Annotated in this window: 20 protein-coding genes; 6 read left to right on the top strand and 14 right to left on the bottom strand. The window is 50.0% G+C overall.

The annotated features are described in order from the left end of the window. From ABF87_RS14045 to tadA, 6 genes are all read right to left on the bottom strand, one after another. On the bottom strand, positions 1-1,897 hold a 1,897-nt coding region (locus ABF87_RS14045), incomplete at its 3' end, for a glycoside hydrolase (RefSeq protein ID WP_160829748.1). Positions 1,898-2,055: 158 nt separating this feature from the next. Then, positions 2,056-3,135, bottom strand: coding sequence for a peptide chain release factor 1 (gene prfA, locus ABF87_RS14050; protein WP_160829749.1), 1,080 nt, complete (start codon positions 3,133-3,135; stop codon positions 2,056-2,058). Continuing rightward, positions 3,132-4,388, bottom strand: a complete 1,257-nt coding sequence (gene hemA, locus ABF87_RS14055; protein ID WP_160829750.1) for a glutamyl-tRNA reductase — start codon at positions 4,386-4,388, stop codon at positions 3,132-3,134. The genes prfA and hemA overlap by 4 nt, the downstream gene beginning before the upstream one ends. Positions 4,389-4,515: 127 nt before the next feature. Continuing rightward, positions 4,516-4,977, bottom strand: a complete 462-nt coding sequence (locus ABF87_RS14060; RefSeq protein ID WP_160829775.1) for a CreA family protein — start codon at positions 4,975-4,977, stop codon at positions 4,516-4,518. A gap of 108 nt (positions 4,978-5,085) precedes the next feature. Beyond that, entirely contained in the window at positions 5,086-5,565 is a 480-nt protein-coding gene (locus ABF87_RS14065) for a L,D-transpeptidase (protein WP_160829751.1), read from the bottom strand. After that, the gene (gene tadA, locus ABF87_RS14070; protein WP_160829752.1) at positions 5,549-6,043 is read right to left on the bottom strand and encodes a tRNA adenosine(34) deaminase TadA; all 495 of its coding nucleotides are present in this window, start codon (positions 6,041-6,043) and stop codon (positions 5,549-5,551) included. Before tadA ends, ABF87_RS14065 begins: the two co-directional genes overlap by 17 nt. A gap of 155 nt (positions 6,044-6,198) precedes the next feature. Here tadA and prmB point away from each other — a divergent pair, with 155 nt between their 5' ends. Continuing rightward, entirely contained in the window at positions 6,199-7,095 is an 897-nt protein-coding gene (gene prmB, locus ABF87_RS14075) for a 50S ribosomal protein L3 N(5)-glutamine methyltransferase (protein WP_160829753.1), read from the top strand. 141 nt (positions 7,096-7,236) lie between these two features. Here the strand turns inward: prmB and rluB are convergent, their stop codons facing one another. After that, positions 7,237-8,058, bottom strand: a complete 822-nt coding sequence (rluB, locus tag ABF87_RS14080) for a 23S rRNA pseudouridine(2605) synthase RluB (protein WP_160829754.1) — start codon at positions 8,056-8,058, stop codon at positions 7,237-7,239. 239 nt (positions 8,059-8,297) lie between these two features. On the opposite strand from rluB, the gene ABF87_RS14085 reads away from it, so the two are divergent. Beyond that, entirely contained in the window at positions 8,298-9,296 is a 999-nt protein-coding gene (locus tag ABF87_RS14085) for an alpha/beta fold hydrolase (protein WP_160829755.1), read from the top strand. A 6-nt stretch (positions 9,297-9,302) separates the two neighbouring features. Here the strand turns inward: ABF87_RS14085 and yegQ are convergent, their stop codons facing one another. Beyond that, complete coding sequence (yegQ, locus tag ABF87_RS14090; protein WP_160829756.1) at positions 9,303-10,670, bottom strand: tRNA 5-hydroxyuridine modification protein YegQ; 1,368 nt, start codon at positions 10,668-10,670, stop codon at positions 9,303-9,305. A 195-nt stretch (positions 10,671-10,865) separates the two neighbouring features. On the opposite strand from yegQ, the gene dnaE reads away from it, so the two are divergent. Beyond that, on the top strand, positions 10,866-14,387 hold the full coding sequence (gene dnaE / locus ABF87_RS14095) for a DNA polymerase III subunit alpha (protein ID WP_160829757.1): 3,522 nt from the start codon (positions 10,866-10,868) through the stop codon (positions 14,385-14,387). 376 nt (positions 14,388-14,763) lie between these two features. Then, the gene (locus tag ABF87_RS14100) at positions 14,764-15,615 is read left to right on the top strand and encodes a sulfotransferase family 2 domain-containing protein (RefSeq protein ID WP_160829758.1); all 852 of its coding nucleotides are present in this window, start codon (positions 14,764-14,766) and stop codon (positions 15,613-15,615) included. A gap of 84 nt (positions 15,616-15,699) precedes the next feature. Here the strand turns inward: ABF87_RS14100 and ABF87_RS14105 are convergent, their stop codons facing one another. Continuing rightward, complete coding sequence (locus tag ABF87_RS14105) at positions 15,700-16,344, bottom strand: potassium channel family protein (RefSeq protein WP_160829759.1); 645 nt, start codon at positions 16,342-16,344, stop codon at positions 15,700-15,702. Positions 16,345-16,790: 446 nt separating this feature from the next. On the opposite strand from ABF87_RS14105, the gene ABF87_RS14110 reads away from it, so the two are divergent. Next, on the top strand, positions 16,791-17,513 hold the full coding sequence (locus tag ABF87_RS14110; RefSeq protein WP_160829760.1) for a septal ring lytic transglycosylase RlpA family protein: 723 nt from the start codon (positions 16,791-16,793) through the stop codon (positions 17,511-17,513). A gap of 55 nt (positions 17,514-17,568) precedes the next feature. Here ABF87_RS14110 and odhB read toward each other — a convergent pair whose 3' ends face one another. The 5 genes from odhB to ABF87_RS14135 all read right to left on the bottom strand — a co-directional run bounded on the left by odhB (position 17,569) and on the right by ABF87_RS14135 (position 24,014). Then, the gene (odhB, locus tag ABF87_RS14115; RefSeq protein WP_160829761.1) at positions 17,569-18,819 is read right to left on the bottom strand and encodes a 2-oxoglutarate dehydrogenase complex dihydrolipoyllysine-residue succinyltransferase; all 1,251 of its coding nucleotides are present in this window, start codon (positions 18,817-18,819) and stop codon (positions 17,569-17,571) included. 11 nt (positions 18,820-18,830) lie between these two features. After that, positions 18,831-21,671, bottom strand: coding sequence for a 2-oxoglutarate dehydrogenase E1 component (locus tag ABF87_RS14120; protein ID WP_160829762.1), 2,841 nt, complete (start codon positions 21,669-21,671; stop codon positions 18,831-18,833). Positions 21,672-21,705: 34 nt separating this feature from the next. Continuing rightward, a complete protein-coding gene (gene gltA / locus ABF87_RS14125) occupies positions 21,706-23,007 on the bottom strand; it encodes a citrate synthase (RefSeq protein ID WP_160829763.1) in 1,302 nt (433 codons plus the stop codon). A gap of 81 nt (positions 23,008-23,088) precedes the next feature. Beyond that, complete coding sequence (locus ABF87_RS14130; protein WP_160829764.1) at positions 23,089-23,322, bottom strand: succinate dehydrogenase assembly factor 2; 234 nt, start codon at positions 23,320-23,322, stop codon at positions 23,089-23,091. Continuing rightward, the gene (locus ABF87_RS14135; RefSeq protein ID WP_160829765.1) at positions 23,319-24,014 is read right to left on the bottom strand and encodes a succinate dehydrogenase iron-sulfur subunit; all 696 of its coding nucleotides are present in this window, start codon (positions 24,012-24,014) and stop codon (positions 23,319-23,321) included. The genes ABF87_RS14130 and ABF87_RS14135 overlap by 4 nt, the downstream gene beginning before the upstream one ends. Positions 24,015-24,284: 270 nt before the next feature. Between ABF87_RS14135 and trbK the strand changes: the two genes are divergently transcribed. Further along, entirely contained in the window at positions 24,285-24,509 is a 225-nt protein-coding gene (trbK, locus tag ABF87_RS14140; protein ID WP_240143703.1) for an entry exclusion lipoprotein TrbK, read from the top strand. The last annotated feature ends 11 nt before the right edge of the window (positions 24,510-24,520 follow it).

A 24,520-nucleotide genomic window follows, 5' to 3' on the forward strand; every position in this document is an offset into this window, starting at 1 on the left:
GCAGTAATTTGGCGCGGATGACAGCGCCGACTTCTTCATGCCAGATATCCGGCGAATTGATGTTGAATGAATAATTCCAGCTCAGCACATCACTGAAATTCTGCGTGATGGTATTGCTGATATCGATGCGGTTCGAGCCCCGCAGTAACGTAATAAAGGTAGTATGCCGCAATGGATCTTCAGAGACTGACTTGAGTGTCACACTGACGGCTCCTATATTCTCAATCATCACAATTCCCTGCCGTCCTCCGAGATCATTGAGAGTTTTCCCATCAATTGCACGCACGAATTCCCGATCACCGCGCTTCTTGTCAAGAAGGCTCGTGATGGCGCCAGTGTTTGACACGGTGATGCGGTAGAAATCGTTTTCCAAGGTATTGTCGTCGACGGTCGCGGCATGTGCAAAGACTGCACCCGCACCATTTCGGATTTCAAATACTTTATAACCGACCGGCGGCACGTCCTTGGCAAGAATCCTCAGATGAAGCACTCCATTCACGGTGACATATTGCGACGGCACTTCTTCACCAATGGAAATATCGACCACGTGCACAGCGTTTTCAGTGGCAATAGGAAAGTCGGCGTAATCGGTGCGCGCCCAGCTCAGGCTATTGAATACATAGAACCGCGGGTTGACGCCTTTTTTGGCGATCATACCGCCAAGCTGATTGCTGGCATCGTCGTACAATGTATCGACGTAGGAAGTAATTTCGCCTTCGATCTTGCGCTGCCATTCTGCCCGCGCACCACGTGCGACCTGGCCATCGGCAGTCCAATTGTGTTCATAATACAGGCCGAAATTGAGCATGGCCTTATTGCGCGCCTCGCTGCGGCTGTCCATGAACGTCGGATCCTGCAGCGCAACCAGCGTCGCCATCGCATCTGCGCTGCGTAGCTTTTCGACAGCACGTTTGATGCGTGCGGAGACTTCGGACATCGATGCGGAATAGAGTTCCCATTCATTGCCATAGCTGGCTGCAAAAGTTTCCAGATCGGCGCCATGATGGGTTTCAAAATCCTTGAAAAAATCCAATTGATTGGATACGACAATCTTGCGTTTTGAAGTGGTCAGGTCTTTGGCGGTAGTCACAAATACATTATCAGTAGTGAGTAGATCATCTTCGCCTTTTCCGAAAACGCCAATCACTGGGAAAGGATAGAGCGACTTGAACTTCGCATCATTGTCGATAAAATCGACGGCTGCATAAGCATCGCGTCCTTCGGCATAACTCCCAATCGCCGCATCTTCGTTATTGTTGATCAATTGATAGGAATACCATTTCATCAGAACACGGCTGCCATCTGGACCACCCATGTAATAAATTTCACGGTCGCGGTTGCTCAGGTGCGGAACATGCGACGCGCAATTACACACCCCTTTCCATGAATATTTAGCACCTGATCCCGCCCACAACGAAGACAGGCCGTACGGCAGGGTCTGATTTTCCATCGCGATCGCAATCGGAAAATCGACATCATACGCGCGCTGTATCTGGCCGGGATAATACATGCCGCGCAGCACCGCTTCTGCCGGCGTGCCGCCATTGGACAGCACCAGCGCATTCAACGGCATGCTGAAATGACCGCTCTTGATCCGATTGATCAATCGTTGAAATTGAGCCGAGGTACGGTTCTTCTGATAAACCCACATCCAGAAGCTGCCATCCGCATTCCAACGGGCTTGATGATGCGAGGGATCGTTCCCGCTGGCATCCATCTGGTCGAGGTAATAATCGATCATTGTCAAAAAAGCATTTTCATACCCGGCTTCATCGGCGGTCCACATGTAGTCAGTATGATCATCCGGGGCGAGATAAATCCGCTTCTGAGCGACAGCTGTTTGCGCATTGGTCAATAGAAATAGAAAAATCCAGCTTATGAAAAGCAAAAGCTTCATGATAGATTCCAGAGATCGAGCAGGTGAATGTACGGCATTTATCAGGAATGATAATGTCACCGAGGGGGCAGCGCTAAGAGGTTTACTTCCCAATCACCAGAATTCGCTCAGGGATTGGCGCTAGGAGGCATAAGATGCCACAAAGGGGGAATGATTGATTATTCCGCCACCGAAGCTGCCAATAGCTCAGCCTGATGTTCGGCCATCAATGCCGAGCAAAGTTCATCGATATCGCCATCCATAATCTGATCCATTTTATAGAGCGTGAGATTGATACGATGATCAGTTACCCGGCCTTGCGGGAAATTATAAGTACGAATGCGTTCTGAACGCTCGCCCGTGCCAACCAGTGATTTGCGCGTAGCAGCCTGTTCAGCGTGATGCGCGCGCATTTGCTTGTCATGGATACGCGCCGCCAGAACACTGAGCGCCTGCGCTTTATTCTTATGCTGGGAGCGTCCATCCTGGCATTCCACGACGATACCGGTTGGCAAATGCGTCACCCGCACAGCCGAGTCGGTTTTATTGATATGCTGACCACCCGCGCCGGAGGCACGGAAAGTATCGATTCGCAGCTCGGCAGGGTTCAGAATGACTTCGCTCACTTCATCGGCTTCCGGCATCACCGCGACCGTACACGTTGAAGTATGGACACGTCCTTGTGTTTCGGTCACAGGAACCCGTTGAACGCGATGACCTCCGGACTCGAATTTAAGGCGTGAATAGGCGCCCTGCCCGATAATTTTCGCAATGATCTCTTTATAGCCGCCGATATCCGACAAGCTTTGTGAAATAATTTCGACTTGCCAACCGCGTCGTTCCGCATAGCGCGAATACATCCGGAATAAATTGCCGGCAAACAGCGCAGATTCATCTCCACCTGTTCCAGCACGGATTTCCAGAAAAATATTACGCTCGTCATTCGGATCTTTCGGAAGCAATTGCTTTTGGATTTCTGATTCGATCTTGAGCAGTCTTTCCTTGCCTGCTTGAATCTCGGTTTCGGCGAAAGCGCGCATTTCGAGATCGGCATGCATTTCACGTGCAGTTTGTATATCTTGCTCACTTTGTTGGTAAGCACGATACAGTTCGACGATGGGAATGATTTCGGCATGTTCGCGCGTGAGCTTGCGGTAATTATCGAGATCAGAAGTTGCCGATTCGCTGCTCAAAAAATGGTTTAATTCTTCGAGACGCACACTCAAACGAGTGAGCCTATCCGTGATGTTTTTGTTCATTGTGGGCGGTGCAATTGATAAAGTCGATTGATTAACTCGACTAATTCCTCGCGTTCATCAACTGCTGCCTGATTCAATGTGCTGGACGGCATATGCAAGAATTTATTGGTGAGGCCGTTGCTCAGTGCTTCGATGACTTTTTGCGGATCCTCACCCTTTTCCAGCAATTTACTCGCTCGCGCGAGTTCGTGACGACGGTAGCGTTCTCCTTGATCGCGCAGTGCGCGTATGGTGGGAACCATCTCGCGAGTCGCCAGCCAGCGCATGAAATCGATGACATTGGAATCTATGATGGTTTCCGCCTGAGCTACCGCATTCTGGCGGGAGTCTAATCCTTCTTTTACAATTTCTGCCAAATCGTCGACATAATAGAGAAAAACGTCATCCAATTCGGCCACTTCGGATTCAACGTCGCGCGGTACTGCCAAATCGACGATGAAAATCGGCCGGTGCTTGCGGATTTTGATGGCACGTTCAACCATGCCTTTACCCAAGATTGGCAACGGACTGGCCGTGCAGGTCACGACAATATCATGCATTGCCAGTTGCTCGGGCAGATCACTCAAGGTAATCGCCTGGGCATTGCTAAACCGTTTAGCGAGGGCCTCAGCACGTTCGGTGGTACGGTTGGCAACGGTGATCTTTTTCGGATTACGGGCAGCAAAATGATTCGCGCATAACTCGATCATTTCTCCGGCACCGATGAACAATACTCGCTGTTCCCCGATATCGCCAAAAATCCGCTCAGCCAAGCGCGCAGCCGCAGCGGCCATCGAAACCGAACTGGCGCCAATTTCGGTCGAGGTGCGGACTTCTTTGGCGACGTAGAAGGTGCGTTGAAACAGCTTATGTAATAGTAAACCCAATGTGCCTGCATGTTCTGCTGATTTTACGGCACTTTTCAATTGTCCGAGTATCTGCGGTTCCCCCAACACCATGGAATCCAATCCGCTGGCGACGCGAAAAGCGTGCTTAACGGCTTTTTCGCGCGGCAATTTGTACAAATAGGGATCAAGCTGGCGCGTCGGCAGATGATGAAAATCCGCTAACCACGTCATGGCGTCTTCAGGACGATCAGTACAGCAATAAATTTCCGTGCGGTTGCAAGTCGACACAATGGCAGCTTCTTTGATTGGATTTCGTCCTACCAAGTCATGCAAAGCATGTTCCATCGTATTTTCAGGAAATGTAACCTGCTCACGCACGTCCAGAGGCGCAGTATTATGATTGATGCCGAAAGCGAATAACTGCATGAAAAATAATGCCAATCAATATGAAAATACAAGCAACGGTGATACTCAATAGTCGGCTATTATAGTATTAGCTTTTATTAAATGCCATCAGTCGAAAAATTTATTTTTTATTTTTCCAATCAACTTATTAATGCCACGGTGTCACTGGAATGATAGAGATGCTGTTTTTGGGCGAACCTTCGATGATTCTGTCGCTATAGGACAGATAAATCAGTACATTGCGTTTCGCATCATAAAATCGAACCACTTGTAAGGACTTGAACAGCAATGATGTGCTCTTCTTGAAGACTTCCTCGCCGTCTTCCTTGCCATTCTTGACTTTCTCCGGCAAGGCAATGGGGCCGATCTGACGACAGGCAATGGAAGCATCCGAGGTATCTTCAGCCACGCCAACCGCGCCGCTCACTCCACCTTTTTTTGCACGGCTCAAATAACACGTCGCACCTGGAATATCGGGATCATCAAAAGCTTCAATCACGATTTTGTCATTGGCTCCGACTAATTTGAATACCGTTGAAACACTGCCGATGGTTTCCGCCAATACCGCAGTCGGCAGCAATGCAACTAAAAAGTACATCACGCTGATCATGAGGCGGTTAAATTTCACTGGATATCTCATGGATTTTCTCCTGTTGAAAAAATGATTAAATGCATTTTGACATGAATATTACCTAATTTCCTACCTATCAGGAATGAATTAAGCATTAATATCCACCGATGTTCCTACATTGACCGAATCAAAAAGCTCTATGAGGTCGTTATTTCGCATTCTAATACATCCGATTGATCCCGGTTTGCCCATTTCTACGCTATCAGGGCTGCCGTGGATATAAATATAACGGCGCATGGTATCGACCCGACCCAGACGATTAAATCCGGGTTCACAACCCGATAACCATAGAATCCGGGTCAATATCCAATCTCGTTGAGGATATTTCCGACCGAGTTCAGGGCTATAAATTTCACCCGTCGGCCGGCGTTTGATAAAAACGGTGTTGACCACTCGACCGCTACCGATTTTTGCTCGAATGACATGTTTACCCAGCGGCGTACGAAAGCTGCCATACTCTTGGCCCGTGCCTTTCCTCGCAGAAGAAATCAAGAATTCTTTCTTAAGCCAGCCTCGGTCATCAATTAATTCAAGTTTCTGATTAGAAATATTAATATTTATTTTCATTATGTCGAAGCCCGGAGTTTTTGCGTCTTTGCGCAAAAAATTGTTTTAACAATGCACTCGACTCTGGTGCTAGAATACCTCCCGACACTTGCAAGTGATGATTGAGTCGTATTTCTGCGGGTAGATCGATAACACTACCGCACGCTCCTGTCTTAGGATCAGAAGCCGCATACACCAGCCGTTTGACACGTGCATGAAAAATAGCTCCCACGCACATGGCACAAGGCTCCAAGGTGACATACAAAGTGCAATCCAGCAAACGATAGTTTGACAAGTTAGCACCCGCATTCCGCATAGCCATCACTTCTGCATGCGCAGTCGGATCGGCGGTTGTAATTGAGGAATTATAACCACGCCCCACCACTCTGCCATTTTGCACGATGACGGCACCGACCGGCACTTCATCGCGATGTTGTGCTTGATGCGCCAACTCCAATGCAATGTGCATAAAATTGATATCATCATGATTCAGCGTCATTTTTTATTGCACTCTGGCGAATAGCTCACGGAAGTAGATCAATTTTTGAAGAATATTTCTCGACAAGATTAATGTGACAGCCAACGTCTTAGCAAGCGATTTTTCAATCAGCCAGTCAGCGCTTTTTTAACATCAAAGCTTTTAATTACCAGACCATGATTACTCAAAACCCTTCTCAATTACAAACCATACGCGATCTGTTCCGTTTCGCAGTCAGCCAGTTCAATAAAGCCGGCATTCATTTCGGCCATGGCTCATCGAATGCCTATGACGAAGCCGCCTATCTTATTCTGAAAACCCTGCACTTGCCGTTGGATCAACTGGAACCTTTTCTGGATGCGCGAGTGGTCAAGGAAGAACGCGAACAATTATTGACCATCATCGAACGCCGCGTCACCGAGCGTATTCCCGCTGCCTATCTGACTCATGAAGCTTGGCTTGGCGATTATAGTTTTTATGTGGACGAGCGCGTCATCGTTCCCCGTTCCTTCATCGCAGAGTTATTACAAACCCAATTGTCCCCATGGATTACCGCTCCCGACAATATCGCGTCGGCGCTAGATCTCTGCACGGGCTCCGGATGCCTCGCGATTCTGATGGCACACAGTTTTGAGAATGCCGATATCGATGCCGTCGACATCTCCAATCCAGCACTCGCCGTGGCGCATAAGAATGTGCAGGATTATGGCCTCACCGACAGAATCCGTCTGGTCGAGTCCGATCTGTTTTCAAATTTGTTAGGAAAACAGTATGACCTGATCATCAGCAATCCACCTTATGTCAATGCCGAATCCATGGCGCAATTACCCAAAGAATATTGCCACGAGCCTCAGAATGCGCTCGCGAGCGGCTTGGATGGCTTGGACGCGACACATCAGATTTTGCAGCATGCGGCTCAGCATCTGACCTACTCAGGCGTGCTGGTGGTAGAGATTGGCCATAATCGCAATGTGCTCGAGCAAGTCTATCCGCATTTACCCTTCACTTGGCTCGAAACGAGTGCAGGCGATGGATTTGTCTTTTTACTGCGACGCGATCAGTTGCTGTCGTGATCACTATATCTCGGCTGAATTATGCACCGATCGCTCGCCTTCAAAAGCGAACAATTGGGATACAAAAAACCAATCCCTATGACGTAAATCTCGTGAATCATTGATGCACTGCCTAAGTTAACCCGCGTATCAGCAGGCTCCTCACCGCGCGATCAAACTGAGCAAGCGGCGAACTTCCTTGTCATTCAATTCCAGCCATTGTCCGCGTTTGATCCGCGGCGGCAGATTGATCGGACCGAAACGCACGCGCATCAAGCGGCTGACCGTCAGCCCGATCGCCTCAAACATGCGCCGCACTTCCCGGTTCTTACCTTCTTTCAGGATCACGCGATACCACTGATTGACGCCCTCACCGCCCTGCTCAGCCAAATAGGAAAACGCCGCCGTTCCGTCTTCCAACTCAATGCCGGTCGTCAATTGGGTCATCTGCTCAGCAGTCAATTTGCCTAATAACCGCACGGCATATTCACGTTCCATTTCAAAGCGCGGATGCATGAGCTGGTTTGCCAATGCACCATCGGTGGTAAACACCAGCAGACCACTGGTATTGATATCCAAGCGTCCAATCGCAATCCATTTCGATGATCGCAAATGCGGTAATTTATCGAATACCGATGCGCGGTCTTGCGGATCATGCCGGCTGACGATTTCACCTTCAGGTTTATGGTACAGCAATACCTTGGGCAAGCTCTCCTTCAGGTTCGACCGCACAATGCGTTTCCCGATGCGCACCACATCATCGGTTCCTACGCGATCGCCCACGACAGCAATTTCGCCGTTCACGCTTACCCCGCCTGCAGCAATCAAAGCTTCCATTTCGCGCCGGGAACCCAAGCCTTTCTGCGCCAGGAATTTTTGTAATTTGATAGTGTCCGTTGGAGCGGTTGCTGCAGGTATACGTTGTGGAACGGCTTTGGGTTGACGATCAGAGGCTTTATTTTTTGCCGGTTTGATGATTTTCATAGCCTTCTTGATATGCATCTTACAATTGAATGACACTCGTCCTTGACACTGATCGGACAAAGCACTGGAAATCGATTTTAAATCATTTGGAGATTTCTCTTTGCATTTATCTTGCGCAAACCCATAGCGGCAGAGAAATCCGTTCCATCCCGAAACCATTAGGTAATCTGAGTCACTCCAGGCATAATCGCTTACCTCTTACTGCTGAGGAATCCACACTCATTATTAACGAACTCATCATGCCTGCATCTTCAATTCCACGTCACACCGCACCCTATGTCGCACCCGCTTGGCTCCCCGGCGGAAATCTGCAAACGCTCTATCCGTATTTTTACAAACCCGCGCCCCGTTTCGATTACCGTCGTGAGCGATGGGAGCTCGATGATGGTGATTTTGTCGATGTCGACTGGACTCATGGATCTTTGGATGCACCATTAGTGATTTTTTTTCATGGTTTGGAAGGTGGGTCGTCGAGTCATTATATCTTGAGCATCATCAACGACCTGAGCCATTATCGATGGCGCAGCGCCGTGATTCATTTCCGTGGCTGCTCCGGCCTGCCTAACCGCTTGTCGCGCGCCTATCATGCCGGAGATTCTGCTGAAATCGACTGGATGCTGCAGCGCATCCGCAGCCAAGCCCAATCCCATACGAAACCGCAACCGATCTATGTCATTGGTGTTTCCCTTGGAGGCAATGCCTTATTGAAATGGCTGGGAGAAAAAGGTAGGGATGCTCAAAAATTGATCTCCGGCGCAGCCGCTATTTCCGTGCCCCTTGATTTAGCAGCAGCCGGCGCAGCACTGGATGTGGGCTTCAATCAAGTATACACGCGGCATTTCCTCAATACCCTCAAAGTCAAAGCACTCGACAAGCTCGAGCAATTCCCCGACTTATTCGATGCCTCGGCGCTGAAGAAATGCACATCCATTTACGACTTTGATAACCTGGTGACCGCGCCGCTGCATGGTTTTCGCGGTACCGATGATTATTGGCACCAGTCCAGCAGCAAGCAATGGCTGGAACACATTCAAGTCCCGACGCTAGTGATCAATGCGCAGAATGACCCTTTCATGCCTGCTTCGGTATTACCCACGTCCGAACAAGTATCGCCCGCGGTTACGTTGGAGTTTCCGGCAGAAGGCGGCCACGCCGGTTTCTTGCAAGGACCTTTTCCGGGAAAACTGAGCTGGTTGCCGAAACGGATCCTCAGCTTCTTTCACTATCAATGCATGTGATTTCGCTTAAAAGAAACGAGCGATAAATGCATTTTCAACCTGTCTGTCCAGCGGTATTTTCACGCGGTGGCCGCTGCCGGGTGCGAGCGACACTGCTTGTCCTCTGGCATCCAGCATTTGAGACAACTCGATCGTGTAATTTCCGGTCGGGTGTATGATCTCCAAGCGATCGCCCACCTGAAACCGGTTCTTGACCAGGATTTCAGCCATACCATTGGCAGCATCGAAGCCAGTCACATCACCGACATATTGACTCCGATTGGATTCGGAATGCCCGCGCAGATAGTTCTGCGTCTCCTGCGTGCTATGGCGTTGATAAAAACCACTGGTATAGCCGCGATTGGCCAATCCCTCCAATTCACTCAGCAGCGCTGGATCGAAAGGTCTATGTGCTACCGCATCATCGATGGCCTGGCGGTAAACTTGAGCGGTGCGGGCGACATAATACATGGACTTGGTGCGCCCTTCGATTTTCAAAGAATCAATACCGAGCTTGACCAACCGCTCCACATGCTCAACTGCGCGCAGATCCTTCGAGTTCATGATATATGTGCCATGCTCATCTTCCATGATCGGCATCAATTGCCCCGGACGCTCTTTTTCTTCGATCAGATAGACCTGGTCTGCTGCAGGATGGCGAGCAACCGTGCCACAACCGCTTGACAGGTTGGATTCATTGGATTGTTTCATCGCTTCACCAAAATTGAAATCAATCGTCTTGATTTCCTGAATATCGCCGCTGGGGTTTTCCTCAGCAGATTTCACGCTGTAATCCCAGCGGCATGAATTGGTACACGTGCCCTGATTAGGATCGCGATGATTGAAATATCCCGATAATAAACACCGACCGGAGTATGCAATGCACAGTGCCCCATGCACGAACACTTCCAGTTCCATGTCCGGACACTGATCGCGAATTTCGGCAACCTCATCCAAAGATAATTCGCGCGACAGAATCACGCGCGTCAGACCGATCTTCTGCCAGAACTTCACGCCCATGTAATTCACAGTATTCGCTTGCACCGACAGGTGAATGGGAATATCGGGCCATTTTTCCCGCACCATCATGATCAAGCCAGGGTCTGCCATGATCAGAGCATCCGGTTGCATCTCGATGACCGGCGCCATATCCTGCAAATAGGTCTTGATTTTGGCGTTATGCGGCATCAGATTGCTCGCCACGAATAATTTTTTCCCCAAGGCATGCGCTTCGGAAATCCCTGTTTTGAGCTGCTCCAACGCAAACTCATTGTTACGCGCTCGCAAGGAGTAACGCGGCTGTCCCGCATACACCGCATCAGCGCCGAAAGCATAGGCGCAACGCATTTTTTCTAACGAGCCTGCAGGAAGTAAAAGTTCTGGAGGTTTCAACATAATGTAAAATAAAGTCCGAGGTGATCAATAATGAGCGATGGATATGGATCAGCTTCTGTATCCACGCGCTCAGCTTGGGAAATTCAGGAAAACGACTGCATTGCGTTTTTTTTGAGCTTCCCTGGAAGTAAGGTTTTCTACTGGCATTTCATTCCACTGAACAAACAGGTTATTCCAGCATTGAATTGTAACACTATGACCACTGGCCCTGCTTTTATTCACTTACGCTTGCATAGCGAATTCTCCATCCTGGACAGCACCATCCGCATTCCGGATGTGATTGCAAAAGCTGTGGCTGATCAGATGCCGGCGCTGGCGCTGACCGACCTATCCAACCTGTTCGGTCTGGTCAAATTTTATCAGTCTGCTTATAAAAAAGGTATTAAACCGATACTGGGCTGCGATGTGTGGATCACCAATGAAACCGACCGCAGCAAACCCGGCCGATTGCTACTGCTGTGCCAAAATCATGGGGGTTATCTGCGTCTATCACGGTTGCTGTCACGGGCTTACCGGGAAAATCAATACCAAGGCAGAGCCGAAATCCGGTCGGCATGGCTGGAACCCGATGAATCAGGCACTGACGGGTTGATTGCATTATCCGGCGCCCGCTTTGGCGACATCGGCTTATCCATTGCTCTGGGCAACATACGCCAGGCCGAGACCCAGGCGCAACAATGGACGCGAATGTTTCCAGATCGTTTCTACATTGAAATTCAGCGTGATGGCCATGCCAACGACGCGATGCTGGTGCAACAGTCGCTGTTGCTGGCACGGCAATTCGATTTGCCGGTCGTGGCCACCCAGGCGGTGCAGTTCTTGAATGCCGAAGACTACCGCGCGCACGAAGCGCGCGTGTGCATCGCTGAAGGCTACATTTTGGAAGATAAGCGCCGTCCCAAAGAATTCACTGCACAACAATTTTTCAAGACACAGGCTGAAATTACTCAACTGTTTGCGGACATTCCCAGCGCGCTCGCGAATACGCTGGAAATCGCCAAACGTTGCAATCTAACGCTGGAGCTGGGCGTGAATCGGCTGCCGGTATTTCCGACCCCGAACAATGAAAGCCTTGATCTATATTTACGCAGCCAGGCTGAAACCGGTCTGCAAATCCGCATGGAAAGTTTGTTCCCAGATGCCGAGTTGCGTAACGGTAAATTGCCGCAATACCTGGCTCGCTTGGATTTTGAAGTCAATACCATCATTCAGATGGGATTTGCCGGTTATTTCCTGATCGTGGCCGACTTCATCAACTGGGCCAAGCACAACAACGTTCCGGTCGGGCCCGGGCGCGGCTCCGGAGCTGGCTCATTAGTGGCCTATTCGCTGGGCATCACTGACCTCGATCCATTGCGCTATGATTTGCTGTTTGAGCGTTTTCTCAATCCCGAGCGCGTCTCGATGCCCGATTTCGATATCGATTTTTGCCAGGATCGGCGCGAATTAGTGATCGAATACGTCAAGCAGCGCTATGGCACCGGCAAAGTATCTCAAATCGCCACGTTTGGCACCATGGCCGCCAAAGCTGTCATCCGCGATATCGGCCGGGTATTGGATTTACCGTACAACTTTGTCGACCAGCTCGCCAAATTGGTGCCGTTTGAGATCGGCATGACACTGAAAAAAGCCCGCCAACTGGAACCCCAGCTTAATTTGCGCGCCGAGGCCGAAGAAGATGTCCACAATCTGCTGGAACTGGCCGAAAGCCTGGAGGGTATCACACGCAATATTGGCATGCATGCCGGCGGCGTGCTGATCGCCTCGAGCGAAATCACCGACTTTTGTCCCATTTATTGCACCGAATCGGGCGATTCGGTCGTCAGCCAACTGGATAAGGACGACGTCGAAAAAATTGGATTGGTCAAATTCGATTTTCTGGGATTACGCACCCTCACCACGCTGGATCGCGCCGTCAGTTATATACGCCAGTTGCATGCAAGCACCAGTTCTTTCGCCGAGCCAAAAACCGATCAGTCAGCCTCGCTTTTTTCGCTGACCACCTTGCCACTGGAAGACGAACTGACTTATGCGCTGATGCGAAAAGGCAACGCAGTCGGTATTTTCCAGTTTGAATCGCGCGGCATGGTCGATTTATTGCAGAAGGCAAAACCGGATCGGTTCGAGGACATCATCGCATTGGTCGCGTTATACCGTCCGGGGCCAATGGATTTGATTCCCGAGTTCATTGATCGCAAGCATGGCAGGAAAACCATCGAATATCTCGATCCCCGGCTTGAATCGATACTCGGGCCGACCTACGGCATCATGATTTATCAGGAACAGGTCATGCAGATCGCGCAGGTGATCGGTGGTTACAGCCTGGGCAGCGCCGATCTGCTGCGCCGCGCGATGGGCAAGAAAAAAGTCGAGGAAATGGCGCAGCAACGCGATATTTTCGTGGCGGGCGCAGTCGGCAACGGTTTGAGCGAAGATAAGGCAACCGAATTGTTCGGCCTGATGGAGAAATTCGCCGGCTATGGTTTCAATAAATCGCATGCCGCCGCGTATGCGCTGATCGCATTCCAGACCGCCTATCTGAAGGCGCACTATCCAGCAGAGTTCATGGCTGCTTGCTTGTCTGCGGATATGGATGACACCGATAAAGTGCATATCTTCGTCGAAGACAGTCTCGCCAATGGATTGACCATCCTGCCTCCGGACATCAACCAATCCGAATACCGCTTCATCCCGATCGACAGCAAAACCATCCGCTTTGGTCTCGGTGCAGTGAAAGGCACCGGTGAATCGGCGATCGGCTCGATCATTGCAGTACGCGAACAAAGCGGTGCATTCACTGATTTGTTTGATTTCTGCCATCGCGTCGACCGCAGAATTGCGAATCGCCGCGTGATGGAATCATTGATTCGCGTCGGCGCGTTCGATACCCTCAATCCGAACCGCGCCAGCCTGATGGCGTCAGTCGGCCTGGCGATCGAAGCAGCCGAACAGAAGAGTGAAGCCGTCAGTCAAACGGCCCTTTTTGCTGAATCATCCGAGCAATCCCCTTTGCATACGCAACTCCTATCCACAGAAGCCTGGTCTGAGCGGGAAAAATTGCATCAGGAAAAAATCAGCCTGGGCTATTATTTCAGCGGCCATCCTTTCAATACCTACGCTCATGAACTGAAACGCTTCATCCGCACCCGCTTGGATCGGCTGATGCCTCAGCGCGAGCCTCAACTGCTGGCCGGCATCATCCATTCAATCCGCGTGCAAATGACCCGCCGCGGCAGAATGTGCGTGATCAATCTGGATGATGGCAAAGCGCGCGTCGAAGTCGTGGTCTTCAGTGAAGTGTTCGATGCACATCGCGCCTGGTTGAAGGAAGATCAGTTGTTGATCGTCGAAGCCAAAGTGGGCATGCGCGGATATGGCGGCGATGACGGCGATGAGCTGCGCATCACCGCCGAGCAGCTGTACGACTTGGCGGGCATCCGTTCGCGTTTTGCCAAACAAATCAGAATTCATTGCAATCCGTCGACACTCAGCCAGGTATCCAGCCTGAAAGCATTGCTGGCTCCTTTTTCCAGTCAGGCGCAATCATCCGCTATCGCGACCAGCGGGTCCTCATGTCCGGTTGCCATCGTGTATCGCACGGATTGCGCCAGCGGCGAACTCGAATTGGGCAACGACTGGCGAGTGAATTTGCACGAGGATTTACTCCAATCGTTGACAACACATTTCAAGACAGGCAATGTTGAAATTGTTTATTGAATGAAAAAAATGAAAGAAATTGCTCTTTTTTTATTTCTTTCTCAGTCATTAGGAAAACTACAACCTTCTGATTCACAATGACTTCCCACTTCCAGTACTATTATTGACGAAACGATGTGAATTCTTTGAATGCGCAATCGTCAAAATAAATGAAGTACAAAGCGCTGGACAATGATGTTTAAAGAATAATCGGTTGAGATTGCCTTGCACGGCGTAGGATTACCGTCCCTAACCCTCATCAAAATTAATTGCACCCCACGATTAACAAGACATGTTTTATTTGCATCAGTACAGTAACGATAACGAGGACTATGTGCTCCACATTGACAAATGTCACCAGTCTATAAGCGGGTGGATTGTCGGAAAGTGCTGTTCAGTGAAGGAATTAATTGTTCGTTATCAATATGTAGAAGAAAAAATCCCCTTGAATCAAGAGCGTTTTGACGTTGTAGAGTCACTGCGATATCTTGACGTCAATCCATGTTGCGGATTTTCATTTACACCGCAAAGGAAAGAAAGTCTTACGCTCTGCCTCCAGCGTAACCACTCGGTGATAGAAATCGCAAGCATCGCTTATTTTAAGGAAAAAACGGACAATCGCCCCATCATTTTTATTCATATTCCAAAAACGGCAGGTACATCGTTTAGAAATGCCGCCAATGAAATAGAACTTCGAACGCTCTATGATTATGGCGAAAACAACCCCGAAACCTCCGACATCATCAAAAACTCCATTTATGCAAATGATAGACACTTATTATTTGATTATGTCATGACGAATGAAATACAGTTTTTGGGCGGACATGAGATATCCGATTATTCTGCTATGTTCAATGAGATTGGACTTTTTTGCACTTTCTTCAGGGAGCCGATCCAGAGGGTAATCTCTGAATATCAGCATGTTGTCAAACATTATGACTATCCACATTCGCTGGAGATTTTTTGCACCGACCCAGCTTTTTGCAACCGCCAAACACGACTCGTCAATCATCTGGATCTTGAATCATTCTTTTTTTTCGGACTTACGGAAGATTACAAGGCATCGTTATCATTGTTCAATACATCAACAGGCCTAATCTTTCCCTATATCGAAACAAATTTGGGGCGTGAAAAATGTGAAGACGAATGGTCTATTGATACAGATATCATTGACTTGATCAGATCACACAACCAGGAGGATTTGTTGTTGTACGAAAAAGCCAAAGAAATATTTTATAACCGAATTTGAGCAAATAGTGGTTCAGATTTCTTTAATAATAAGTCAGCTATCCATCTGTGGTCTACAACAATTTCATCAATACCCATCTACAAACTACACTTTTCTCTGCATCGTCAGCAAACGTGAAATCAATATCGCCAGGTAGAGCACGCCGGTAGTTTGCTCGATCATCACGATCGAACGCGCAGAATCCGAGACGGGTGTTATTTCGCCAAAACCCACGCTGGTCAAGCACGTGAAGCTGAAATACAGTAAATCCCACCACGACGTCGTATTGTCCGGATTATTGGGGCTATTGATATAGAAACTGCCAGGCTGTACATGTTCGACCAATGCATAGCAATAGCCGAACACGAAACCAGCCAACACATACAGCGCCGCTGCCGCGAATAGCTCGTCGAAAGTCATGACATTGTCATGCAACATGTAGCGCAGCAAGCAAACCACCACGAAACCATGAAACATGATTTGCGCGAGCATGTGTGCTGCGATCAGTTCTGCATGATCAAATAACGCCACCGCGGCATACAGCACCATCGCCGGAACGGCAAATGCGTAGCCCAGCCAAGGCTGATACCAAGCTTTGCGCGACGCCCGCAACGCCAGAAACAGAATCACCCAATCGTACAACGCCAGAAAAGCCCGTCCTCCGGCGGACTGATCGGCGGCGGGATAGATCGCAATCAGGGTTACCAACGCCAACAGCAACCAGAAATTGGGAAATGACGTTATTCGCATGACAAATCGGTACTAAACATGGCTTTCATGGAAATCATTGGCTGAAAATTCAGTGTACAGCAATTTTGATTTCATCAACCTGCGAAGGCAAATTTCTGAGAGAATAAACTGTAGGAATTTTGGAAGAAAGCCCAAGAAAACGCGAAATAACCAGAAAAGAAAACTTAGTCGAAGTGCAAGCAATAGCGTAGGATTTGACTGCAATATCTGTCGAAAATGATCAGCCTTACATGGATCACTCATCGGCATCTCATGGTGTGTCACTCTGATCGCATAACCAGCATGCGATCACCGCCTCAAAGCTTTCTCATCGACTGGCATCGCCAAGTCATTCATTGATGGTCGTGGCCGATTATTTTAAAGCGGGTTCTCGCTTGAGCATTTTCCTGAATATCCGAATTGCTGATTTTGACTCTATAACCACAACTGGGAATCTAATTAAAATAATGAACCATTCCTTAATTTTTTGCGCCTGCCTCATAGTGATAAGCGGTTGCGCTGCAATAGAGCAACCCCATGACACTAGCGGCAAAACACCGCCAACCCTGGAATCGGCGGACAACCCCACTCCAGCAGAACCAATTCCGATTGTTAAATCCGCACCGTCAAGCGCATCCATTCAGAAAGCAAAGCCGCTAGGGTCCCCACCGAGTCTTTCTCAGACTGCTGACAATTCAACACCCGATCCATCCTGGCCCACTGAAACAGGTTATGCAACATATTACGCCGCTGAGATGGAAGGCCGGTTGACTGCCAGCGGAGAACCCTACGACGCCGGGCAATTGACCGCCGCGCATAAAACCATACCGATCGGCAGCCTGGTTCGCATCACTAACCCTAAAACGAAGCGGCAAGTCGTGGTGCGCATCAATGACCGATGGGGAGGCGGCGGCGACCGCATCATCAATCTATCGAAACATGCGGCTGAACAACTTGAATTCGGCAAATCCGGACTGGTTTTCGTGCACGTCGACGTAGAATCCGTTCCCGCTAAAAGCGTCACGGCATCAACCGGCCCGCGGCCTGCGCCCCTGCCCGAGCGGATCGAGGAGACTGAATCGGTGAACCACTCAAAGCTGAGCATTTGCCAGAATGAAGCGGATATTCTCGGACTTACGGGAGAATTCTTTCGCAATCACGTCGCGGGGTGTTTAGCGCGCGGAAAATGAGTTTTCAAAGCAGCAACGCAGCCATCCAAGACGGGATTTACTATTGATTGCCTTGTCACGCTTCCAACAGTGGACTCATCGGATATTCCAGCGCTTCTTTCATTGCCACCAATGATAACACCGCTTCGCGGCCGTCGATGATGCGATGGTCGTAAGACAGCGCCAGATAATTCATCGGACGGATCACGATTTGCCCGTTTTCAACGACCGGGCGTTCCTTGGTTGCATGAATGCCCAGGATGGCGCTCTGCGGCGGATTAATGATCGGTGTCGATAACATGGAACCGAACACGCCGCCGTTGGTAATCGAAAACGTGCCGCCGCTGAGTTCTTCAAGGGTTAGTTTGCCATCCTGCGCGCGCTTGGCAAAATCGGCTATTTGCAACTCGATTTCGGCCAAGGTCAACCGGTCGGCATCACGAATGACCGGCACCACGAGTCCTCGCGGGCTTCCGACTGCAATGCCGATATCGTAGTAGTCGTGGTAAACGATCTCGTTTCCTTCTACCGATGCGTTAACAATTGGGTATTTCTTCAGCGCAGCGATGACCGCTTTAACAAAGAACGACATGAAACCGAGCTTGACGCCGTATTCTTTCTCGAATTCAACTTTATAGCGCGTGCGCAAATCGATGACGGCCTGCATATTGACTTCGTTGAACGTCGTCAGAATGGCAGCGGTCGACTGGGATTCAACCAGGCGTTCAGCAATTCGCTGCCGCAGCCGGGACATTGCAATCCGGCGATCGACACGCGTTCCTTTTGCTTGGAAGTCGGGTGCTGCCGCAGGCTCATCGGCAGGCGCTGCTGCAGCGACCGACGATTTATTGGCGATGTACGTCTGCACATCTTCCTTGGTAATGCGGCCACCCAGTCCTGTGCCTTTGATCGCGCTGGTCTCCATGGTTTTCAGATTATTTTCTTCGACTAACTTGCGCGCGGCCGGCATCAGCATCGGAATCGCTGCATCGGAAGCCTCGGCCTTGGCGGTTACCGTGCTTTTAGGTTCATCGGCCGGTTTCTCCGGCGCAGAAGGTTTTTTAGCCTGATCATCCGGTTTCGGTGATGCATTGGTTTCGATCATCGCAATTACCTCTCCACTGACCACCGTGGCGCCGTCTTTTTTCAGAATTTCAGCCAGCACGCCCGCGCTCGGGGCAGGTAATTCGAGGACAACCTTATCGGTTTCGATATCGATCAAATTTTCCGACCGTTCGACAGAATCTCCCGGCTTCTTGTGCCAGGTTACCAGCGTAGCCTCAGCTACGGATTCCGATAACATGGGAACTTTGACTTCAACACGCATGAGTGCCCCCTTTAAATTTTTTCTCTGAAAGCTGCCACAATTAATTCATTCTGCGTAAATTTATGGCGGGCCGTATAGCCCACTGCGGGTGACGCGGATGATGCCCGCAACGCATACCCCAGAATCTGATCGCGCCGCATGTGGCGCAGTAAATAATGCTGAATGCGGTGCCATGCGCCTTGGTTACCGGGTTCTTCCTGGCACCAGATCACTTCCTTGGCGTTCTCATAGCGATCGATCTCGGCTTGAAATTCGTCGTGCGGAAATGGATACAGTTGTTCCAGGCGTATGATCGCCATATTCATGATCTGCTGCTCTTTGCGGTAGGCCATCAGTTCGTAATAGATTTTGCCGCTGCATGCGATGATGCGCCTGACTTTGCTCGGATCCAGATTCTCAGCCTCCGGAATTACCGGTTGAAAATATCCCTGCGACAAATCCCGCAGACTGGATACCGATTCCTTGTGCCGCAGCATGCTTTTCGGACTCATGATGATCAACGGCTTGCGTATCTGGCGGATCATCTGTCGGCGCAATAAATGAAACATCTGAGCAGGCGTCGAAGGCACGCACACTTGAATATTGTAATCCGCGCACAACTGCAGATAACGCTCGAGACGGGCTGAGGAATGTTCCGGGCCTTGACCCTCATAGCCATGCGGCAGCATCATCACCAGGCCGCACAAGCGGCCCCACTTGGCTTCTCCGGAGGCAATGAACTGGTCGATCACGACTTGCGCGCCATTGGCAAAATCTCCGAACTGCGCTTCCCAAACCACCAATTCATTCGGTTGCGTGGTTGCGTAGCCGTATTCGAACCCGAGCACAGCTTCTTCCGACAGCATCGAATCAATGACGACGAAATCCGGCTGTTCAGGATAGATATGCCGCAACGGTACGTACAGGCGCTCATTTTCATCGGCCGCCACTTGGTCATGCAATACCGCATGGCGATGAAAGAAAGTCCCGCGCCCTGAATCCTGGCCGGATAATCTCACCGGATATCCTTCCTTCAACAACGATGCATAGGCGAGATTCTCAGCCATCCCCCAATCCAGAGCCAGTTCGCCGTTACCCATCAAGCGTCGGTCGGAAATGATTTTTTCAACCCGGGGATGGAGCTTGAAACCCTCGGGAATATCGGTCAAGCGGGCAGCCAATTGTTTCAGCGTCTGGATGGCAACACCCGTTTTGACAGGCTTGTTCCATTTGATCGGTTTGAGGAACGGCTCCCAATTGATGGCATACGGAGATTTGAATTCGTAGCAAATATTCTTGTTGGGATTGACGCCTTCGTCCATTGCCTCACGATAGGCATGCACTAAATCATCCGCATCCTTTGGGGTTATCACACCTTCTGCAACCAGTTGATCGACATAGCATCGGCGCGTGCCCGGATGGCGATTGATGATCTGATACATTTTCGGTTGCGTGACCATCGGCTCGTCCTGTTCGTTATGGCCAAGTTTTCGAAAACAAACCATATCGATTACCACATCCTTATGGAACCGCATGCGCAAATCAAACGCCAGCTCTGCCACCATGACGACAGCTTCGGGATCGTCGCCATTGACGTGAAATATCGGCGCTTCGATCATTTTGGCGACATCGGTGCAATACAACGTCGAGCGGCTATCGCGTGGATCCGACGTGGTAAACCCGATCTGATTGTTGATGATGATATGCACCGTTCCACCGGTACCGTAACCACGAGTTTGCGATAAATTCAATGTTTCCATCACCACGCCCTGCCCGGCAAAGGCCGCATCGCCATGGATCAAGACCGGCAAGACTTTGTCGCCGAGTTTGTCGTTGAGCAAATGCTGACGGGCGCGAACCGATCCTTCCACCACTGGATTGACGATCTCCAGGTGCGACGGATTGAATGCCAACGCCAGGCGCACGACGCCATCGGGAGTTTTGATGGCAGAAGAAAAACCCTGATGATATTTGACATCCCCCGAGGGGAGATCCTGCGGTTGTTTTTCTTCGAACTCGCGAAACAGATCCGAGGGCATTTTTCCGAGCGTATTCACCAACACGTTGAGCCGGGCGCGATGCGCCATGCCCATCACGATTTGTTGCACTCCGGCTTTGCCAGCCTTTTGAATCAAGCAGTCGAGCAATGGAATCAGGCTTTCGTTTCCTTCGCCGGAAAAACGCTTCTGCCCGACATAGCGCGTATGCAGATATTTCTCCAACCCTTCTGCGGCATTCAACCGCTCCAGGATATGCCGCTTATAGTCTGCAGAATAATTCGGGTTCGATCGCTGGCCTTCCAAACGCGCCTGGATCCAGCGTTTCTGCTCAACCGATGAAATATACATATATTCAGCGCCGACCGATCCGCAATAGGTTTCGCGCAGAATCTGCAAAATTTCACGCAACGTCGCATGCTCCGGCCCGACCAGTGAGCCGGTGTGAAACACCTTTTCCATGTCCGCCTCGGTAAACCCAAAACGGGCCGGATCTAATTCCGGCACGTCAAGCTGCTGCTTGATGCGCAGAGGATCAAGCTTGGCCTGGCTCAATCCCAGGTAGCGGTACATGTTGATCAATTGCAAAACAGCCACCTGCTGGCGGTCATCCGAGCCGCCGGCAGTTACGTCAGGAATCGCACCTTGGCCTTCGGTCACAAGCGGCTTTGCAGATGTGGCGATCGCAGCAGGACTGACTACAGGCCGAGGTTGAATATGAACGATGCTATCCGGCTGCTTGGCCAATTGATCGAAGTATTCGCGCCATGCGAGCTCGACCGAGTTTGGATTATGCAGATATTCGTCATACACCGCTTCGATAAACGAAGCATTCGAACCAAATAGATGAGAATCACCCAGCAACTGCTTGTTCATACCATGGCGGCCTTAAAAAGAATAGAAAGAGGAACTATTTTCTGGAATAGGAAGCCGGAACATCTCGAACGGTTGTTCCGGTATACAGTTGCCGTGGCCGTCCGATCTTGTATGCTGGATCTGAGACCATTTCATTCCATTGCGCAACCCATCCGACTGTTCGGGCCATCGCGAAAATGGCGGTAAACATTTTGGTAGGTATGCCGAGCGCGCGCTGCACGATGCCCGAATAAAAATCGACGTTCGGATACAGTTTCCGGGAAATGAAATAATCGTCTTCCAGCGCAATCTTTTCGAGCTGCAAGGCCAATTTGAATAAGCGATCGTTCTGCAGACCCAGTTCGTTGAGCACTTCATGACAGGTTTCGCGCATCAATTTGGCCCGCGGATCAAAGTTTTTATAGACCCGATGACCAAAACCCATCAGCCGGTAATTGCTGTCCTTGTCCTTGGCGCGCTTGATGTATTCATCGATGCGTGACACGTCGCCGATTTCTTCGAGCATGTTGAGGCACGCTTCATTGGCGCCGCCGTGCGCCGGTCCCCACAGGCATGAAATGCCCGAAGACACACAGGCAAACGGATTGGCACCGCTGGATCCCACCAGCCGCACCGTCGAAGTGGACGCATTCTGCTCATGATCGGCATGCAGAATCAGGATACGATCCAGCGCCCGCACGATGACCGGATTGGCCACATATTCTTCAGTTGGCACCGCAAACATCATATTCAGAAAATTTTCGGCATAACTGAGCCGGTTCTGCGGGTAGATGAATGGCTGTCCGATATTGTACTTATACGCCATCGCTGCGATGGTCGGCAATTTGGCAACCAAACGATAAGCGGATTGTTCACGATCCTCCGGATCGGTGATGTCTAGGGCTTCATGATAAAACGCCGACAATGCGCCCACGACGCCGACCATGACCGCCATTGGATGCGCATCCCGTCTGAAACCGCTATAAAACCTGACCAATTGCTCATGCAGCATCGAATGGCTTTTGATCGCCTGGTCAAAATGGGTTTTCTGTTCGGGAGTCGGCAACTCGCCTTTCATCAGCAAATGGCACACATCAATGAAATCACAATGCGTGGCCAATTGCTCGATCGGATAGCCGCGATACAGCAGCACGCCTTTGTCACCATCGATGAAGGTGATCTTGGAACTGTTGCTGGCGGTCGATAGATACCCCGGGTCGTACGTAAATAAGCCACTTTTTGCATGCAGAGCGCGAATATCCACGACATCGGGCCCCATCGTCCCGGATAGGATGGGTAACTCGATCGGAGCACTGCCATCGTTGAGATTTAAAGTCGCCATGCGTTGTTGCGTCATAATACTTCTCCACTTATTACGTACGATTGTTGAGTATGCACGATCAGAAAGCTTCGGAATCGCCGGAATACCAGCAAAAAGCTAACTCTTTTGCAGTAATGTCAAAACGTGTTGCATGTTTTCGTCGTTGGTAACTTGCCGCTTTGCGATCAATTCCCACAGGTCATTGTCCGGCAAGTCTAGCAGGCGCTCAAATTGCGCCAATCCTTGATCATCCAATTGAGCGTAGTACCGATCCATGAAACGCTGCAAAATGATATCCAGCTCCAGCAAGCCGCGCCGGCAACGCCAGCGCGCGCGCTCGAATTCCTTCATACCATTCTTTTTACCATCATATCCTTGATTTTGCCAATGGCGCTGGTAGGGTTGAGACCCTTGGGACAGACATCGGCGCAATTCATGATGGAATGACAGCGGAACAGCCGGTAAGGATCTTCCAGATTGTCCAATCGCTCGGCCGTAGCCTGATCGCGGCTATCGGCGAGAAAACGGTAGGCTTGCAATAATCCCGCCGGCCCGACGAACTTATCCGGATTCCACCAAAAGGACGGACACGCTGTCGAACAGCAGGCGCATAGTATGCATTCGTACGCCCCATCCAGTGCCGCTCGTTCTTCCGGTGATTGTAACCGTTCAGTCTCCGGCGGGGGATCGTTATTGATCAAATACGGTTTTATCGAGTGATATTGCTGAAAAAACTGCGTCATGTCGACGATCAGATCACGAATAACCGGCAATCCCGGCAATGGGCGTATTTCTATGGGTTCCGTGAGGCTCTTGATCGGCGTGATGCATGCCAATCCATTGCGGCCATTGATATTCATCGCATCCGAACCGCATACGCCCTCGCGGCAGGATCTGCGCAGGCTCAAACTGTCATCGATCGATTTGATGCGCAGTAACGCATCCAGCAGCATTTTGTCGGTAGCTGCCAATTGAACGTCATAGTCCTGCATGTACGGCTTTTCATGTTTATCGGGATCATAGCGGTAAATCGAAAACTTCATTGGCTGGCTCCAAATGGTTTGAAAATACTGCTTAACGTCGACAAAGATATCGATGAAGGTAACAAAGTATACAGATTCAAAGCGAGATTAGCATATATCAGCCGGTTTTTTCCATGCGTATCCACACATATATTCACCATCACCGAACGGTAGAATGGCAAAAACACTGTTGAATGACATAGATTGTAAGAAATCGGGTAAAATTTACCTATTGGTTCGTGTGGCTGAGCCAACGTCAAGCACTCGCGAAACGGGTATCATCATCAAGCCATGGTCAATATTTATAAAGGAAAATTTCAGATGAATCTCAAATATAGCGCGGTAGGTATCGTTATGCTCAGCAGTGTTTTGATCGGTTGTGATTCGGTTCCGGAAGCGGATGCGGTTAACTGTGCGGGCAGAGGCATGGAAAAAGCCTTGACAGCGTTTAAAAACGATGAAGCCAAACGGCAGGAATTTATCAATAAATGCGAAGAAATAAACAAGGCTAACTAGATAGAGCATTA

Origin of the sequence: Nitrosomonas sp. JL21 (assembly GCF_009833095.1) — a bacterium.
In the GTDB taxonomy this organism is placed as follows: domain Bacteria; phylum Pseudomonadota; class Gammaproteobacteria; order Burkholderiales; family Nitrosomonadaceae; genus Nitrosomonas.